This is a genomic window from Gemmatimonadaceae bacterium (genome assembly GCA_020851035.1).
GTDB lineage: Bacteria > Gemmatimonadota > Gemmatimonadetes > Gemmatimonadales > Gemmatimonadaceae > JACMLX01.
Genome location: JADZDM010000033.1, coordinates 12420 through 30124, shown reverse-complemented (window position 1 = coordinate 30124; position 17705 = coordinate 12420). Strand labels below are relative to the sequence as shown.

The window sequence follows — 17705 nt, the reverse complement described above, 5'->3', positions numbered from 1 at the left end:
CGCGCATCACACCGCCGGTTCCTGCTGCGTGGCACAGTGAATGCTTCCGCCGCCTGCCGCAATGCCGTCGATGGCGATCTGTTCGATCACCCGATCGGGAAATGCGCGCTGCACGGCACGCTTCGCGGCGAGGTCTGCCCGTGCGTCGCCGAACTCCTGCATGATGACCGCGCCGTTGCAGACGTAGTATCCGATGTAGCCGGCTGCGAAGTCATCGGTCAGGTAGGCCTCCCGGGTCGTCGTCGGCCCGTCGAGGACGATGACCTCCAGGCTGCGGCCACGTGCGTCCGTGGCGGATCCCAGCATCTCGAGGTGCCGCTCCGTGACCGCATGGTCGTACGACGCCGGATCCGGATCATGGCCTGCGAGCACGACACCAGGCCGGGCGAAGCGGGCGTAGAAATCCGTGTGGCCGTCGGTGATGTCCTTGCCGCGAATGCCCGGCAGCCAGATGATCTTCCGGAGCCCGAGCAACGGCATCAGCTGATCCTCGAACAGGGCCTTCGAGACGCCGGGATTCCGGTTGGCGTTCAGGACGCAGCTCTCCGTGATGATGGCCGTCCCGTCGCCGTCCACCTCGAAGCATCCGCCTTCCAGCACGAGATCGGTGCCGATGATGCGAACCTGAGACGTGCGCGCCACGACGGACGCGACCTTCGCATCGCTGGCATGCGCCTGCTTCCTACCCCAGCCATTGAAGTTGAAGTCGATCGCCTGCTTCTGCCCGTCGCCGGTCAGGACGAACGTCGGTCCGGTGTCCCGCACCCAGAGGTCGTCCAGCGGCACATCGACCAGCTCCACATCTGCCCCCACCAGTGACCGCGCCAGCGCGCGCTCGTTCGGGCGCACGAGCATCGACACCGGCTCGTGGCGGGCAATCGTCGTGGCCAGCGTCGCGAGGTTTCGCCGGACCTCCGGGAGCAGCGCCCTCCCCCAGATGGCTTCGCTGGCACCGAATGCCATCCACGTGCGCAAATGACGTTCAGCTTCGTCGGGCATTCTCCACGCTGCAGCCATGTCCGGTCCATCTCCCCTGCGCGCAACCCCACACCCAGCCAGGAGTCCGGCCGTGAGGATGCCCGCACTCTGCACAAAGTGTCGTCGCGTTGCCATCGCGTCACTCACGGGGCCGGGGAGGGTCGCTCCGGCCATCGGCGCCGGGAACGCATGCAAGTCACGATACGTGCGCTGTGTCACGAAGCGCAACCGGCGTTCGACTGGCGCAGGAGGCGCAGCGTCGGTTTCCGCGCCGCGCGCCCGGCGACGCGGTGCCTGCACGTCCGGCAGGCGATCGGCGGCCCGGTCACGGGTTTCCCGTCCTACGACCGTCCCGCGCGGAGCGCGCTGCGGAGCGAGTCGCGCAGGGGCACGATCCCGTCGATCCGTGACTGCCGTCCAACGCCACGGTAGACGGTGAGCGCCTCCTCGAGCAGGAGGAGCGCCTCCGCCCCGCGACGCTGTCGCAGCCGGACCTGCGCCAGCGATGCCACCTCATCGGCCACCTCGGGATGTGCCCGTCCCACTGCGGCGCTCTTCCGCTCGATGGCGGTGGTGACGAGCGAGTCCGCGCCGCGGATGTCGCCCTGCCGCAGCGCTATCTTGCCGAGGTCACCGTAGCCGTTGCCGATCTCCAGCGCCGGCGCCCGCGCCGTGAGCCGGAGGTCGAGCGAGCGGCGGAAACAGGTGGCGGCGCGATCCAGCTCGCCGGCGTCGAGCGCCAGTTCGGCCCGCACCTCCCAGACGCTCGCCTGCGTCAACTGCGTCCCGGTCGAGTCGCGCATGAGCGATCGCATGGCCGTGTCGAGTGACGCACTGGCCTCAGGCGCGCGGTCGACACGTCGCAGCCCGCGCGCGCGCGCGATGCGGAGTCGGGTCACCAGCACAGGATGCGTCGGCATGAGGTCGGCGATCGCCTGCGCCGAGAGCGCGAGTCCCTCGTCGGTCCGGCCGGACTGCCGCAGCGATTCCGCCACTCGCATGCGTGCCAGGCCGAGTGTGTCCCGCGGCGCGCCACGTGCCTCGAGGAGCTGCAGCACGCGTTGTTCCACGGCCAGCGCACGCGGGTAGTCACCCAGCCCGAGGTACCCGCTGGCAAGTGACTGCAGGAGGTAGGGATAGCGGGATCCGAGCTGGCCAGCCGGATCGAGCAGCCGCGACCCTGCACTGTCGAGGAGGGGCCGTAATGCCCGCGTCGTCCCGCCGGAATCCCAGGGCCACGAGAGCTCGAGGAAACCGAGCATCACGCGCGACAGGTCGAGGGCAGCGTTCCGCTCCAGCATCGCCTGCGACGACACCGCTGCCAGCCGGCGCGCCTGCAGCACCGCCGTGAGCGAGGCGGTGAGGATCGTCACGGCCGCGATCACCGCGGCGCCGACGGCGACCCGGTTGCGCCAGACGAACTTCCGGATGTGGTACCCGCGCCCGCCGTTGCGCGCCTGCACCGGTTCTCCGGCGAGGTAGCGCATGAGGTCCGCGTCGAGTTCGTCGACGGAGCGATAGCGCCGCGCCGGGTCGCGCGCGAGCGCACGCGCCACCACGCAATCGAGATCACCACGCAGCAACGCCCGCAACGCGGTGACCGAGGCTCCGCGATGGCGCGCGTCGTCCGGCGTGATCGGTGCCGACGACACGAGCGGAGCCTCCTGGTGCGTCACGACATCGTGCAGCGCCAGCCAGCCGCGCGCCGCCGGGAACGGGCGAGCCCCGGTGAGGAGCTCGTGGAGGACCACGCCGAGGCTGTACACATCGGTTGCCACGCCGAGCGGGGCGCCACGGAACTGCTCGGGACTGGCGTACTCGGGCGTCATCGCGGCGGGCCAGCCATCGGGGCGCGTGATGGCCGCATGCTCCCCGGAGTCGTCGATCAGCCGCGCGATGCCGAAGTCGAGCAGCTTCACGACGCCGTCGTCCGTGACGAGCACGTTGCTCGGCTTGATGTCGCGATGCACGACCAGCCGGGTGTGCGCGTGACCGACCGCGCCGCACACCTGCCGGACGAGCGCGATCCGCCCCCGCAGGTCGAGGCCACGCGCATCACACCACCCCGTCAGCGTGTGCCCCTCGACGTATTCCAGCACGCAGTACGGCACACCGTCGGCGGTCACGTCGCCGTCCAGCAGGCCGGCGATGTTGGGATGTGACAGCGACGCCAGGATCTGGCGCTCGTCGTTGAACCGCTGGACGAACTCGCCGCTCCCCGCGATCGCCGGCCGCATCATCTTGATCGCGACCCGGTGCCGGAAGGTGCCGTCGTCGCGTTCGCCCTCGAAGACGGTGCCCATGCCCCCGGTGCCCAGGATGCGCACGATGCGGTAGTGCCCGATCCGGTCGGGGGCGCTGCCCACCGGCTCCGCCGGCGCGTGGCGATACCCGCCCAGCACCGACGGGGGATCGGCGGCAGCGGCCTGGATGCCGAAGAGCCACTGCCGCACACGTGACTCGAGCGCGGCATCGCCGGCGCAGGCGTCGCTCAGGAATGCGTCGAGCCGGTCCGCCGGCTGGTCGAGCGCGGCGTCGACGATGGCATGGGCACGCGCCCACGGTCCGCGGTCAGGGTCCATCGAGCGTGACCTTGAGCCACCCGCGCGCCTTGATCCAGTCGCGGCGGACGGTGCGGTCCGTGACGCCGAGCGCCGCCGCCGCCTCGGTTTCCGTCATGCCGAGGAAGAAGCGGCATTCGATCACGCGGGCGAGGCGCGGCTCGATCGTCGCGAGCGTGGTCAGCGCCTCGTCCAGCGCCAGCAATCGTTCGTCGGTGGTCGGCGCCGCAAGTTGCAGGCTGTCGATCGGGATGGTCGCCTGCGCACCGCCGCGCTTGGCCGACAGTCGCCGGCGCGCATGCTCGACGAGGATCCGGCGCATGGCGGTGGACGCCATCGCGAAGAAGTGCTCCCGATCCTGCCATTCGACCTCGGCCCGGACGAGGCGGAGATAGGCCTCGTGCACGACGTCCGTCGGGGTCAGGGTGTGGCCCGGCGCCTCGCCGCGGAGCTGTCCCGCCGCTCCGCGCCGCAGGTCGTCGTACACGATCGGGAGCAGCTGTTCGAGCGCGGTCGCGTCGCCGGCACGCCACCGGCTCAGCAGATCGGTGATCGGACCATCTCGCTCTGGCATCGACGGGCATGGAGAAGGGTCGCGCGGCGGCCGATCGGCGTGCGCCCCCCGAGTATACAGGTGCACACGATGCGTGCGTACGGGGAGGCCGTGCGCCTCCCCGAGAGCGGCCTCATCGAGACACCGCGCCGTCCGAGGCGGCCTGCCGAACTCTGTAACGGCCTCCCGGCGGATGGGCGGCTGCGTGTCGGTCGTCATGACACCAGAAGCGTTGCCGGGCGGGGAATCCGGTCAGCGACGGGGCCTGGCACGGCCGGTGTCCGGATTCGCAGGCCCCCGGCGCTTACGACGACAGCCCCGGGCGACGCATGCCTGGCGCGCCGTCACCGACCGCCACACCGTCCCCGTGCCGCCAGTCACCGTCTTCATGTTCCCGGGCCAGAGCTCGCTCGTTCCAGGCATGCTGGAGCGGGCGACGCACCTCGCCGACGGGGGAGCCCGACTGCTGCGCGACGCGGCGGAGGTCCTCGGCCAGCGCGTCGAATCGCCTCTGGCTGGTGCCCCCCGCAGCAACTGGCAGACACAGGTGTCGGTGTTCCTCTGCACCCTGTTGCACCTGCGCGCCGTGCAGCAGCGGGGCATCGCGGGCGACGTGTCGTGCGGCATGAGCCTGGGGGAATACGCGCACCTGGTGCACATCGGCGCGCTGCAGTGGACCGACGCCCTGCGGCTCGTCAGTGCACGCGGACGCGCCTATGACGCTGGCCCGCGCGGGCAGATGCTCACGGTGTTCCCCGTGACCGAGGCGGAGCTGGCGGCACTGCTGCCGGCCGCGCGCCAGCATGGCCGGCTGTTCGTCAGCAACCACAACTCGCCGACCCAGCACGTGCTGGCGGGCGATGCGGCGGCCATCGCGTGGGCGGCGGCCCACGTGCGGGACGATCTGTGCGGCGACGCCGTGCTGGTCGAGCCGCGCCTGCCGATGCACTGCGAACTCTTCGCCCCGGTTGCGCCGGTGCTGCAGCAGCACCTGCGCGCGGCACCGTGGCGCAGCGGTGCCGGCGTCTACCTGCCGAATGTCGACGCGGTGCCCCTGCCCTCCCCAACACCGGCGGACCTGGTGGACCGGCTCACGCGGCACGTGACGCACGCCGTGTGCTGGCGGCAGTCGATGGAGCGTCTCCGCGCGATGCATCCCGACGCCCGCTTCGTGGAGGTCGGGCCCGGACGCGTGCTGCACAACCTGCTCCGCAAGCCCTGGATGCCGGTGGCGCGCCATGCCACCGACCATGACACCACGCCGACCGAGCACTTCGAGTCGACCATGCGAGCACTTCGCCATGCTCACTGAGACACAGCACCGCGCGCTGCGGCGTGACCCGCTGCTCACGGCTGACGCCGGCGTCGCCGTCGCCCACGGCCGGCAGGCCATCGAGCAGTTGCTGCCACATCGCGCGCCGTTCCTCTTCGTCGACGGGATCGATCGCCTCGACCTCGGCCGGCGCGCAGTGCGCGGGTCGGTGACGCTGGACCCCACCTGGCCACTGTTCACGGGTCACTTCCCCGGTGATCCGGTGTTTCCCGGCGCGCTGACGGTGGAGGCGATGGGGCAGCTGGCGCTCACCCTGCTCCACTTCTGCGGCCGCCACACACACGACGTTCCTGCGGCGCTGCCCCCGCTGCGGGTGCGCGCCATCCGGATCCACGACGCGGCCTTCCTCGCACCGCTGCGGCCAGGCCACCACGTCACGCTGCTCGCATCGATCGTCGAGTGGGACTACACCATGGTCGCCGCGACGCAGGCCTGGCTCGGGTCCACGCTCGCGGCCTGCGCCGTGTCCGAGGTGCTCGCCGATGACTAGGCGCGTGGTGCTCACCGGCATGAGCGTCAACACGCCGCTCGGCGACACCCTGGCGGGGTTCAGCGACGCGCTGTACGCCGGCCGCTCCGCGATCACGCGGTGGCGTGCCTTCCCCACTGACCGGATCTACTCGAAGGTCGGCGGTGACCTGTCGGCGTACGACGTCACCGCCCGCGTCGAGGCGCTGCGCACCCAGGTGCCCGACGATGTCCATCGCCGGCTCCGCCGGCTGGTGGGACGGGTGCCGTGGTCCACCGGCCTCTCCTGCCTGCTGGCCGTCGACGGCTACCTCGACGCCGGCCTGTTCGATGCCCCCGTCGACCGGATGCGAGTCGCCGCCATCGTCGCGGGGCACAACATCAACGGCCTGTACCAGTACGACTCGCGGCTGCGCTTCGAGGACGAGCCGGACTTCCTCGACGGCATGACGTCGCTGTACTCGCTCGACACCGACCACGCGGGATCGGTGTCGGAGGTGCTGCAGGTCGGCGGGCCGATCTACACCATGGGGGCCGCCTGTGCCAGCGGCAACGTGGCGCTGCGCAGCGCCGTCGACGAGATCCGGCACCATGGGATGCAGGCGGCGATCGTCGTCGGCGCCGTCCTCGAGTTCGCGCCGATCGACGTGCATGCCATGGCGCTGATGGGGGCGATCTCCCACGAGAGCTTCAACGAGACACCGTCGCTCGCGAGCCGGCCCTACGACACGCGCCGCGAAGGGTTCGTGCCGTCCCACGGCGGGGCGACGCTCGTGCTCGAGGAGCACGACGCAGCGCGCGCGCGGGGAGCACGCATCTACGCCGAGGTGCTGGCAGTGGGGGCGAACGCCGACGGCAACCACTTGCCGCAACCCTCGGAGGACGGGCAGGCGCGCCTGATGCGGGACGTGTTGCACCAGGCGGGCGTGCACCCGGCGGAGGTCGGCTACATCAATGCCCACGCCACGTCCACGCCACTCGGCGACCTCACCGAATTGCGCTCGATCAAGCGCGTCTTCGGTGCACACGCCAGGTCGCTCCACATCAATGCCCCGAAGTCGATGCTTGGCCACACCTGCTGGGCCGCGCCCACCGTCGAGACGGTCGCCGCCATCCTGCAACTCCGCTCACGGCGGCTGCACCGGTCCATCAACATCGACACGCTCGATCCGGAGGTGGACCTCGACGTGTGTCGCGACGGCAACGTGGCGGTGGACACCCCGCTCTGCCTGAAGAACTCGTTCGGCTTCGGCGGCATCAACTCCGTCGCGCTCTGGCGGCGGTACGACGCATGAGCGTCCTCTTCATCACGGGCGGATCGCGTGGGATCGGCGCCGGGCTGGTGCGGCACGCCGCTGCGCACGGACATGACGTGGCCTTCACCTGGCACACGCGCGGCGCCGCGGCAGCACGCCTGCGCGACGAGATCCGCGTGGCACATCCGGCCGTGCGCTGCGAAGCCTACCAGCTCGATGTCCGCAGCAGTGACGCCGTCGATGCGGTGGCCGAGACGGTGAGCGACGAGTTCGGCGGCGTGCAGGCGGTCGTCGCGAATGCCGCCGTGACCTGTGCAGGCATGACGTTCTCGCTCGGGAACGAGCAGTGGCAGAACGTGATCGACACCAACCTCACCAGTGCCTTCTACCTCACGCGCGCCTTCCTGCCGGTGTTCCTCTCAGGTGGCTTCGGCCGGTTCATCTACATCTCGTCGATCGCCGCGCATGGCATGGCTGGCGACGTCGCCTACTGCGCCAGCAAGGCGGGCCTCCTGGGGCTGTCGGCCGCGGTGGCGAAGGAGTATGGCCGCAAGAACATCACCAGCAACGCCCTGCTCCTCTCGCTGTTCGAGACGGACATGACGGCGGCCGAGCTGTCGCAGCAGAAGCGCGACTTCTACGCCGCGCACTGCCCGGTCGGTCGCATCGGACGACCCGACGACGTCGGCGCCGCGGTGCTCTACCTGGCCGGTGAGGGGGGATCCTTCGTGAACGGCCAGGCGCTGGGCGTCACCGGAGGCCTCGATTGGTTTCATTGAGCGCGGGTCCGGTGGGGATCGAGGGCCTCGGCGTCGACGTCGGTACACTGGCGCTGGACATCGGCCAGTTGTGCGACGCACGCGGGCTGGACGCCGACAACTTCGTGCGGCGGCTGCACTGCCGTGAGCGCACGGTGCTCAGCCCGTTCGACGACGTGGTGACGCTGGCCGTGAACGCCGCACGCCGGCTCGTCACGCCGGTCACCCGACCGCACATCCGGTGGCTCATGGTGGCGACGGAAAGCGCCATCGACCAGGAGAAGCCGGTGAGCTCCTGGGTGCACCGGCTGCTCGACCTTCCCTCCGACTGCCGCAACTTCGAGGTCAAGCACGCGTGCTACGGCGCCACGGCCGCCGTGCAGGTCGCGCGGCGGCTGGTCGTGAGCGACCCGGACCCGGACGCCCGCGTGCTGGTGATCAATGCCGACCACGCCCTCCTCGGGCTGCATGGCGTGCAGGAGCCGGTGCTGGGTGCGGGCGCCGCCGCAGTGCTGATCAGCCGGCACGTGCAGCTGGCGGAGTTCGAGGGGGCAGCCTCCGGTGTCTTCGCCCACGAGACCGCAGACATCTTCCGCCCGGCGCCGGGGGTGGAGACGGGCGACGCCGAGACCAGCCTGGCGTCCTACCTCGATGGCGTGGCCGAGACGTACGCGGACTACGAACGGAAGTGGGGCGCGCCGATCGACTTCGAGCGGCACTTCGCGGCACACATCTACCACGTGCCGTTCGGTGGCCTGGCCGAGCGCGCACACATGCGCCTGGCGCAGCAGGCGCTGGGGCTGTCACGCACTGCAGCGCGGGAGCACTGGGCCCGCAAGTCGGCACCCTCGTTGCGCTACACCCGGCGACTTGGCGGCATCTACGGGGCCAGCACCTTCGTCGCGCTCGCCGCGCTGCTGGCTGAACACCCGCCCGCGCCGGGCGCGCGCGTTGGCGTCTATGCGTACGGCTCCGGCTCGTGCGCCGAGTTCTACGGTATGCGCACCACCGCCTCGAGCCAGCGAGTCGCGCAGGCGCTGCACATCGACGCCGCCCTCGACGCACGGCGAGCGTTGTCCATCGCCGAGTACGAGGCCTGCGAGCTCGCCCTCCACGGTGCGATGCACAAGCCCGCGCACGTGCCGGTCCGCGCGGTGCTCCCAGGCCTGTACGAGACACACTACGCCGGCACGGGACGCCTGGTCCTGCGCGGCATCCGGGACTACGTGCGGGAGTACGCATGGAGCTGAGCCACGCGAGGGTGATCGCACTGCCCGCCGAGTTCGACGCGACCTCACTGCGCGCGCTCGAGGTGGCGTTCGGCGAGCCGGACGGCCGGGTGCTCGTCCTCAGCGGGCATGCCCCGGGCACCACCTTCTGCCGCGGCTTGTCCCTCGAACAGGCGGCAGCGTCGGCGGATCCCGACGCGGCGCGCCGCTCCCTGCAGCGTTTCGCGGACCTCCTCGTGCTGCTGACGGAACTGCCGGTCCCGCGGGTGGCCGCGGTGGATGGCGCCGCCATCGGCGGTGGTGTGGGCTTCGCGGCCGCGTGTGATGTGGTGCTGGCCACGCCACGCGCGACGTTCGCCCTGCCGGAGCTGCTGTGGGGCTTCTTCCCCGCCTCCATCTGGCCGGTCCTGAGCGACCGGGTGGCAGGCCGCGCACTGGAGGCGCTGGCATTGCAGGGCCATTCGATCGATGCGGCGGAGGCACTCCGCATCGGGCTGATCGACCGGATCGTGCCGGTGCACGCGCTGGAGCAGGCCGTCAGGCAACTCGTGCGCAGCGTCGCCCGTGGTGATGCGACCTGCCTGGCACCGCTCCGCACCTGGCGGCGCCGGCAGGCGTCGCGCCCGCTTCGCGAGGCCATTCTCGAAGGCGGCAGCATCACCGCCGCACTGGTGGCCCGGCCGTCGACGCAACGCCGCCTGCAGCGCTACCTCGATGGCGAGGCGCCATGGACATGACCCTGCTGCAGGTCGCGATCGAGGACGGCGTCGCGACACTCACGCTGGATGACCCGGGCACCGGGAACGCGCTGTCGGTCCCGATGGTGCAGGCGCTGTCGGCCACGCTGCGCGACCTCGGCGGGCGCGACGACCTTGCCGCGCTGGTGCTGACGGGCCGCGGCGCCAGCTTCTGCTCCGGTGCACCGCGCGACCTGCTCCTGGCGCTGGCGGCGCAGCGCCACGAACCGGGCGACATCCGGCTGGCCGAGGACGTGCTTGCCTTTCCCGTGCCCGTGATCGCCGCGATGCAGGGACATGGTGTCGGCGGCGGGTTCGCGCTCGGCCTGTGCGCGGACGTGGTGTGCCTGGCCGCAGACGCGCGCTACGGCCTGCCCTTCCTGTCGATGGGCTTCACGCCGGGGATGGGCAGCACGCGCCTGCTGGAACACGTGCTCTCGCCGGCGCTCGCGCACGAGCTGCTCTACACCGGCGAGCTGCGGCGTGGCAGCGCGCTGCGCGGCACGGGTGGCATCAACCATGTGCTGCCGTCGCACGAGGTGCTGCCGCGCGCGCTGGACGTCGCACGGCGGATCGCGGCGCATGCACCGGACGCCCTGCGGCTGCTCAAGCGCGCCATCGGGCTGCGTCGCCGGATCGCGTTCCAGGAGAGCCACCTGGCCGAGAGCCTCATGCACCGCGTCACGTTCGCCGACACGGGGATCCGTGCACGGATCGAGTCCGGCTATGCGGGGTGACCATGTGGACTGACTATCGCGGGCGGGCGGTGCTGGTGACCGGTGGGACGCGCGGCATCGGCCTCGCGACCGCGAAGGCGTTCAGCCGCTGTGGCGCCGACGTCTTCATCACCGCCAAGTGGGGGTCGGTCAGCGAGCGCACGCTGCACGAGAGTTTTGCCGCCGACGGCCTCGCGGCGCCCGTGCTCCTCGATGCCGACGCCCGCGTGGACGACGACACCGCACAGGTGATGGCGACGATCGGCCGGACACATGCCACGCTCCACGCCTTCGTGTCGAACGTCGCCTTCGCACCGGTGGTGGCCGGGCTGGACGAGTACACCCTGCGCGGGTTGCTCACCGGCATCGAGTACAGCGCGTGGCCGCTGGTGAGCCACACGCTGGCAGCGCGCCGCCAGTTCGGGCATGCCCCGCGCTACGTGATCGGCATGTCGTCCGAGGGGGCCGAGACCCTCCACTTCCGGTACGACCTCGTCGCGGTGTCCAAGGCGGCGCTGGAGACGCTGGCCCGGTACCTCCACCAGCGCCTGCGCGATGGCGGCACACGCGTGAACGTGGTGCGCACGCGCTTCGTCGACACCGAGGCGCTGCGCTCGAGCTTCTCCGAGGTCTTCATCCCGTTCGTGACCGAACGCGCACCCGGCATCATCAGCACGCCCGAGGTGGTGGCGGATGCGGTGCTCGCGCTCTGCTCCGGCTGGCTCGACGGCATGGGCGGGCAGGTCATCCGCGCCGACGGCGGCGCGCACGTGTTCGACAACTTCAGCCGGCTCTACACCCTCAGCCAGGAGCACCAGTCATGACCGAGCACGAGATCCTCACCGTCGTGCGCAAGCACCTCGCCAACGCCGTCGACGGGCTCTCCCCGGAGACCATCGACCCGTCGCGCTCCATGAAGGACTACGGCGCCAACAGCCTGGACATCGTGGAGGTGGTGTCGGCCACGATGCGCGAGCTCCGGCTCAAGGTCCCGCGCAGCGAGCTGTCCGGGTTGCGCGACATCCAGGGCCTGGTCACGCTCTTCCACGAGTCGGCACAGCAGAAGGCGGCAGCGGGATGACTCCGTTCCGCCCCTTCGCGGGCCGGACCGTGCTGGTCACCGGCGGCACGCGCGGCATCGGGCTGGCTGCAGCACTGGCGTTCGGCCGGCTGGGTGCGCAGTGCGTGCTCACCCACGCGTGGGGCAGTGCCGACGAGGCGGACATCGGCGCACAGTTCGCTGCGGCCGGCGCGCTCCCGCCGCTGGTCCAGCAGGCCGATGCGGCGAGCGAGCCGGACACGCGCGCCCTCGTCGGCGCGCTGCAGGCACGCGGGCTGGCCGTCGACGTGTTCATCAGCAATGCCAGCAACGCGCTGGTGGTCGGCGGCCTCGAGGACTACACCGAGCGCGGCTTCCTGAAGAGCATGCGCGCCACCACGTGGCCGACCTTCGGGTACCTCCGCGCGATGCACGATGCGTGGGGCCGGTACCCGCGGCATGTGATCGTCATGTCCAGCGACGGCCCTGATCGCTACACGCCGGGCTACGACTTCGTCGCCGCGGGGAAGGCCGCCGGCGAGACCCTCGTGCGCTACCTCGCCTACCGGCTGCGCGACGACGGCGTGCGGATCAACACCCTGCGATCCCGCGCCGTCCGCACCGCCTCATTCGACAGCACCTTCGGCGAAGGCTTCCACGACTTCCTCGCCAGCCTGGTGCCGCCGGCGTGGTTCGTGACGCCGGAGGAAGTCGCGCAGGCCGCGGTCGCGCTGGCGAGCGGCCTGCTCGACGCCGTGACCGGCGAGACCGTGACGGTGGACCACGGGAACGTCTTCTCGGACGGCATCTCGCACGTCTTCGAGCGCCACCACGCCACCACCGCACCGGCGGGTCCATGACCGACGACTATCTCGACTACTCGTACGACATGTTCCTGTCCAGCATCGACGGCGAACTGTCCGAGGCGACACGGTTCGCCGCGTGGGTGCGTGCCGTCGAACAGGACGGCCGCTACGCCTTCGAGACGGCGCGCCTGGGCGCCCAGCACCCGAGCGTGCAGGTCCAGCGCACCACCGGGGAGCGGATGCAGCTCCTGAACTTCTGCTCGTACAACTACCTCGGCTACGGCTACCATCCCGAGGTGATCGCCGCCGCGAAGCGCGCGCTGGACCAGTACGGACTCGGGGCATGCAGCTCACCCGTGCAGGCCGGCACCCTGCAGCTGCATCGCGAGCTCGAGGCGCGGCTCCTCGAGTTCATCGGGCTGCCCGATCGCGGCGTCTCGCTCTTCTCCGCCGGCTACGGCGTGAACTCGGGCACCATCTCGGCAGTGATGAAGCGGCGGCACAACATCGTCCTCGACCGGTCCGTCCACATGTCGATCCTCGAGGGCGCGCAGCTCTCGCGGGCCAACATCCACTACTTCGAGCACAACGACCCGGACAGCCTGCGGGCGGTGCTGGCGGGGCTGCCGGCGGCCACGCGAACCCTCGTCTGCACCGAGGGGGTCTTCAGCGCCGACGGCGACTTCGGGCGGCTGGGGGAACTCGTCCCGATCGCGAAGGCGCACGGCGCGCAGGTGCTGGTGGACGAGGCCCACTCGTTCCTCGTGGCAGGGCCGAACGGCCGCGGCGTGGCCGAGGAGCAGGGCGTGCTGGCCGACGTGGACTACCTCGTGCTGACGTTCAGCAAGGCACTCGGCGGCGTGGGTGGTGCCCTCGTCGCACACCGTGACGTGAGTCGGTACGTGGACTGGTACGCACGCTGCCGGATGTTCTCCTGCGCGCTCGACCCGGCGGTGACCGCCGGTGTGACCGCGGGACTGGCGCTGGCCATGACACCCGATGGACGCGCGCGCCGCGAGCGTGTGCGGGACAACGCACGCCTCCTCCGCACACTGCTGGCGCCGCACGTGAGCCTCGGCCCGAGCGAGAGCTGGGTGGTTCCCGTGATCTACGGCGACGAACGGCTCAGCATCCCGCTGGGCGACTGGCTGCAGCGGCATGGACAGGATGGCAGCGTGATGGAGTTCCCGGCGGTGCCGATCGGAGAGGCCCGCGTGCGACTCTTCGTCACCAGCGAGCACTCCGACGCACAGATCCGGCAGTGCGCCGCGAACCTGACGGCTGCGGCGCAGCACTTCGGCTTCGGCCGGCAGGAGATGCGGCAGTGACGGCACCGTACACGATCCTCGGCGGGGGTGCGCTGGTGCTGGACTGGCGCATCACGCACCAGCGCTTCTTCACGTTCGAGGCCGACCTCGACGCACTGGAGCGCCTGGCGCCACCCGCGCTGGCCGTGGTCGAAGTCCGGCCCGGCATGGGGCTGGTGAGCGTGGGGCTGGTGCGCATGACGGACAACTCGCGGCCCTCGGGCGTGGCACCGATGGACGAGCTGTTCACGGTGATCCACGTGGCGCCGGACCTCTCACTCCCCATGCCCAATGCGAAATTCTCGTTCCTGATCCACAGCGTCTGGTCGAACTCCGAGGCGTTCGTCGCGGCCGATCTCGAGCACATCGCGGCGCCGGTGATGCTCGAGCCATCCCTGCGACTGGAGTTCGATGAGGTGGCGCTGACCGCCCGCGCGGACTCGGATGGCGGTGCCATCGTCGAGCTGCGATACCAGGATGCGCACCCCACCTGGTCGCACACCAGCTTCGTGGGCCAGCACTTCACGGACCAGGCCGGGCTCCGGCTCGGCGCCTGGCACTGGAGCGGTGAGCGTGCCGAGTGCATGCGGACCGGGAGTGCCGGCACGTTCCATGACCACGCGTTCTGGCGCGGCCTCGACACGAACCGGATCCGCCGGCCTTACCGGCAGATGATCAAGCGGCCCGGGACGAGCTCGCACGAGCGCTTCTACGCCATGCGCAGCCTGGGTTGAGGTACCCGCGACGGCTGGTGGCCACACCACACCAGCCGCCGCCGGCGCTCAGTACACCACCTCGAGCCCGGCGCTCACCAGTCGCGGCATCCCGGTCATGATCCCCTCCTGGCGGTCCGTGATGTAGACGCGGTTCGCGATGTTCTTGACCGAGACGCTGGCGACGGCGCCGCGCCCGATGGGGCGCAGGGGCACGCGCGCGCTGGCATTGAACACGGCGTATCCCGGCAGCCGGCCGCGCCGCCCCTGCGCCGAGGGCAGCACCGTGTTCAGGTCATCGGCGAACTGCGACGCGACCACGTCACCGTTGATTCGCACCGAGGCGCCCGACCCGGACTCGACGCCGATTCCCAGGTTGACCACGTGCCTCGGTGCGAACGGCAGGCGACGGCCGAGCACCGTCTGCGTGGCATCGATCGTGCTCGTGCGATCGTCGGTGAAGCGCGCCGTCGGCAGCCAGGTCCAGGCCACGTCGGCCGTGACCGTGCCCGCGCCACGGCGACGCGACCACAGCCGGTCGAGCAGCACCGAGGTGCCCACTTCGAGGCCCTGGTGCAGCGTGCGACCGCCGTTCACGAACCGCTGTGCCGAACCGACCAGCGAGCCGGTGATGATCTGGTTGTCGTAGTCGAGGCGGAAGGCCGTGGCGTCGAACCGCACGGCGTCGGTGGGGCGCCAGCGTGCACCGAACTCCGATGTCCATGACACCTCCGCATCCACCTGCACGATCCCCTGCCCCGGCACGGGATTGAGGATGTCCGCAGGCCGCGGCGGCGCGAAGCCGCGGTGCAGGCCCGCCATGATCGTCAGCGGTGCGTCGGTGGCGGAGGGTGTGCTGCTCCACGAGGCACCCACACCCGGCAGGACCTCGGTGTAGCGGTCGGCGTTGCGGGTGTCCGCGATCTCGTTGCGGTTCACGGCGCGCACCTGCTCGATCCGCACACCCGGCGTCAGCGTCACCCGACCGGCGCGGATCTGCTCGCGCGCAAACGCGGAGAACGCGCGGAGGTCGATGCCGTTGTCACGCACGAGTGTCCCACTGCGCGCGTTCGCCGTGGTGCCGTTGATCTCGCGGCGCTCGATCCGCTCCTCGTGCCACCGGACGCCGGTCTCCAGCGTCGCCGGAAACCCACCGACGGCGTGCGGCAGGGTGAGTCGTGGCTCGATACCGGCGAAGGCGTACTCGCGCGGGCGTCCCGTGTTGCCGCACTGGTCCACCGACGTGGCGCCGGCCTGGCAGCGAAAGGTGGTGGCGTAGCTCCCCGTGCCGAACCGGTCGGCCGAGGTGCTGCCCTGCCGCCACGCCGTGCGCACGATGCGCTGGCCGTAGACCTGCGTGCGCAGCGCCGCCGCACCGGGCAACGCCGCGTCGTGCACCAGCTGCAGCGACTGCCGCGTGAGGTCGAAGACGTCGTTCGGCAGCGGATTCTGGTAGGGATCGGCGTCGAATTCCTCCTGCGACAGCCCCGCCTCGCCGTAGCGCGACGCTTCGCGATAGAGCCCGCCGCTGAGCGAGAGCTGCTGCGATCCGGGGACGGGCATCGTGCCACGCAGCGACAGCTCCTGCACGCGGTGGTGCTGGCCCACGCGCGTGCCATCGCCCTCGCGTCGTGCCGCGCTCACGAGCAGGCCGACGCCGTTCCAGGTGCCGCCGGCGCTGAGGCGACCCATGGCGAGGTCGCGCGCGCCACCCTGCAGTGCGAGGCGCACCTCGGGACGCACCGGCGGGGCACGCCGGACGAAGTTGATCACGCCCCCGGTGGTCTGTGGCCCGAACGCGATCTGGGCCGAGCCCTTCACGACCTCCACCCGTTCGAGCGCATCGACCGGCGGGTGATAGTGCGAGCTCGGGTCGGCGTACGGACCAAGGTGGATCGGCATGCCGTCCTCGAGCAGCAGGACGCGCGACGAGCGACGCGGGGGCAGGCCGCGCACACCGATGTTCAGGTTGAGGCCGAACGCATCCTCGTCCACGACGTGCACGCCGGGCACCGTACGCATCGCTTCCTTGATGCTGAGTGGCGCCAGCACCTGCAGCTGGCCCAGCGGCACGGTCACAGCCGCACCGGGAATGCCGCGCAACGCCCCGGGCACGGTGCCGATCACGGTCACCTGGGCCAGTGGCACGCGGGCACGCGCGGTCGAGTCCGCGGTCGCGCGGGTCGAGGTGTCAGGGACGGTCCCGCCCACCGCCTGCGCGAGGGCCGGTGCGGCGAGGAGGGAGACGGAGGCCACGGCGGCGAAGCAACGGCAGCGGGCATTCGGCTGGACAGACGTGCGCATCGTGCGGCGAAGGAAGGGTTCCGTGTCGCGCGCGATGGCGCGGAGGTCGCGACCGGGTGATGATGCTCGCCGTTGATACTACCGGCGAGGCGGGCGCGGTGCAGGCGTCGTGAGGCAACCGGTACGGACATGCGGCGGCGCGGCAGCGCAGTGCCGTGGCTCGCAGGTTTCCGGCGGGACATCGCCGCCATGCGCGAATCGCACGGCAGCGCCCGCCAGGGGATTTCCGGTTCCGCCGCACTTCTCCGTCACAGGGGGTGACGCCCTGCATCCGGCAGTGCGCGTCGCCTCCCCGACTCGGAGCGTCCGTCATGCGACACCGTCTCAGCCTGCTCGCCACCGCCACCCTGCTGCTCGCCACGACGGCGCCGGCCCAGATCGTGAACATCGACAGCCGGTACGGCTACACCAACGCGGCGGGGAACAGCAATCCCGCTCCGGTACCGGGCGAGCACGTCACGCTGCTCGGATCGCCGCTGCAGCAACTCACCCTCGGGCCGGGCACCTATCGCGTCACGAACGCATGGGGTCAGATGGGGGCGCTGCACCGGGCCTGGAGCTACAACACCACCACGAACGGGTGGGGCTGGGCCTTCCTGATCGTGAACGACGACACGCGGAACGTCATCAAGTACTTCGAGGCGGGCCGCGGCTCGTCCGAGGCGGAGGTGGCGGCGCTGGCGGAGGTGCAGGACTTCACCGACTTCTTCACGCTCCTGACCACCACCACCATCGATTTCACGCTGCGTGACTACTACCTGCCCGACAACGCCGGCGGAATCTCGGTGCTCGTGACCCCGGTGTCGGACGTCGTGCCCGAGCCGGCGACGGTCGGCCTGCTCGGCGCCGGCCTGGTGGTGACGCTGGTGGGCGGACGGCGGCGGCTGCGGCAGCGCGCGGTGTAGGGGTTCGCCCGGAGTCCGGCGCCGCCGTCGTGGCGGGGGCGC

17 protein-coding genes are annotated in these 17705 nt (G+C 71.0%); 13 read left to right on the top strand and 4 right to left on the bottom strand.

Going from position 1 to position 17705, the window contains the following annotated elements:
* Window positions 1–6: 6 nt before the first annotated feature.
* The 3 genes from IT355_20420 to IT355_20410 all read right to left on the bottom strand — a co-directional run bounded on the left by IT355_20420 (window position 7) and on the right by IT355_20410 (window position 4113).
* Complete coding sequence (locus IT355_20420) at window positions 7–963, bottom strand: agmatine deiminase family protein (protein ID MCC7055648.1); 957 nt, start codon at window positions 961–963, stop codon at window positions 7–9.
* Window positions 964–1319: 356 nt separating this feature from the next.
* A complete protein-coding gene (locus tag IT355_20415; GenBank protein ID MCC7055647.1) occupies window positions 1320–3560 on the bottom strand; it encodes a protein kinase in 2241 nt (746 codons plus the stop codon).
* Entirely contained in the window at window positions 3550–4113 is a 564-nt protein-coding gene (locus IT355_20410; GenBank protein ID MCC7055646.1) for a sigma-70 family RNA polymerase sigma factor, read from the bottom strand. Before IT355_20410 ends, IT355_20415 begins: the two co-directional genes overlap by 11 nt.
* A 346-nt stretch (window positions 4114–4459) precedes the next feature.
* On the opposite strand from IT355_20410, the gene IT355_20405 reads away from it, so the two are divergent.
* Genes IT355_20405 through IT355_20350 form a run of 12 tightly spaced genes read left to right on the top strand, consistent with a single transcriptional unit; the run spans window position 4460 to window position 14475 of the window.
* On the top strand, window positions 4460–5404 hold the full coding sequence (locus IT355_20405; GenBank protein MCC7055645.1) for an ACP S-malonyltransferase: 945 nt from the start codon (window positions 4460–4462) through the stop codon (window positions 5402–5404).
* Window positions 5394–5915 (top strand): beta-hydroxyacyl-ACP dehydratase, encoded by a 522-nt coding sequence (locus IT355_20400; protein ID MCC7055644.1) that lies wholly within the window; start codon window positions 5394–5396, stop codon window positions 5913–5915. Before IT355_20405 ends, IT355_20400 begins: the two co-directional genes overlap by 11 nt.
* Complete coding sequence (locus IT355_20395) at window positions 5908–7188, top strand: beta-ketoacyl-[acyl-carrier-protein] synthase family protein (protein ID MCC7055643.1); 1281 nt, start codon at window positions 5908–5910, stop codon at window positions 7186–7188. Before IT355_20400 ends, IT355_20395 begins: the two co-directional genes overlap by 8 nt.
* A complete protein-coding gene (locus IT355_20390; GenBank protein ID MCC7055642.1) occupies window positions 7185–7928 on the top strand; it encodes an SDR family oxidoreductase in 744 nt (247 codons plus the stop codon). The genes IT355_20395 and IT355_20390 overlap by 4 nt, the downstream gene beginning before the upstream one ends.
* Complete coding sequence (locus IT355_20385) at window positions 7925–9157, top strand: hydroxymethylglutaryl-CoA synthase family protein (GenBank protein MCC7055641.1); 1233 nt, start codon at window positions 7925–7927, stop codon at window positions 9155–9157. Before IT355_20390 ends, IT355_20385 begins: the two co-directional genes overlap by 4 nt.
* Entirely contained in the window at window positions 9148–9873 is a 726-nt protein-coding gene (locus IT355_20380) for an enoyl-CoA hydratase/isomerase family protein (GenBank protein MCC7055640.1), read from the top strand. The genes IT355_20385 and IT355_20380 overlap by 10 nt, the downstream gene beginning before the upstream one ends.
* The gene (locus tag IT355_20375; protein ID MCC7055639.1) at window positions 9864–10610 is read left to right on the top strand and encodes an enoyl-CoA hydratase/isomerase family protein; all 747 of its coding nucleotides are present in this window, start codon (window positions 9864–9866) and stop codon (window positions 10608–10610) included. The genes IT355_20380 and IT355_20375 overlap by 10 nt, the downstream gene beginning before the upstream one ends.
* Window positions 10607–11413: an SDR family oxidoreductase gene (locus IT355_20370; GenBank protein ID MCC7055638.1), complete on the top strand. Its 807-nt coding sequence runs from the start codon at window positions 10607–10609 to the stop codon at window positions 11411–11413. The genes IT355_20375 and IT355_20370 overlap by 4 nt, the downstream gene beginning before the upstream one ends.
* On the top strand, window positions 11410–11670 hold the full coding sequence (locus IT355_20365) for a hypothetical protein (protein ID MCC7055637.1): 261 nt from the start codon (window positions 11410–11412) through the stop codon (window positions 11668–11670). The genes IT355_20370 and IT355_20365 overlap by 4 nt, the downstream gene beginning before the upstream one ends.
* Window positions 11667–12488, top strand: coding sequence for an SDR family oxidoreductase (locus tag IT355_20360; protein ID MCC7055636.1), 822 nt, complete (start codon window positions 11667–11669; stop codon window positions 12486–12488). Before IT355_20365 ends, IT355_20360 begins: the two co-directional genes overlap by 4 nt.
* A complete protein-coding gene (locus IT355_20355; GenBank protein ID MCC7055635.1) occupies window positions 12485–13762 on the top strand; it encodes a pyridoxal phosphate-dependent aminotransferase family protein in 1278 nt (425 codons plus the stop codon). The genes IT355_20360 and IT355_20355 overlap by 4 nt, the downstream gene beginning before the upstream one ends.
* A complete protein-coding gene (locus IT355_20350) occupies window positions 13759–14475 on the top strand; it encodes a hypothetical protein (protein MCC7055634.1) in 717 nt (238 codons plus the stop codon). Before IT355_20355 ends, IT355_20350 begins: the two co-directional genes overlap by 4 nt.
* A 48-nt stretch (window positions 14476–14523) precedes the next feature.
* Here IT355_20350 and IT355_20345 read toward each other — a convergent pair whose 3' ends face one another.
* Entirely contained in the window at window positions 14524–16710 is a 2187-nt protein-coding gene (locus IT355_20345; protein ID MCC7055633.1) for a TonB-dependent receptor, read from the bottom strand.
* 359 nt (window positions 16711–17069) lie between these two features.
* Here IT355_20345 and IT355_20340 point away from each other — a divergent pair, with 359 nt between their 5' ends.
* Window positions 17070–17663, top strand: coding sequence for a PEP-CTERM sorting domain-containing protein (locus tag IT355_20340; GenBank protein ID MCC7055632.1), 594 nt, complete (start codon window positions 17070–17072; stop codon window positions 17661–17663).
* The last annotated feature ends 42 nt before the right edge of the window (window positions 17664–17705 follow it).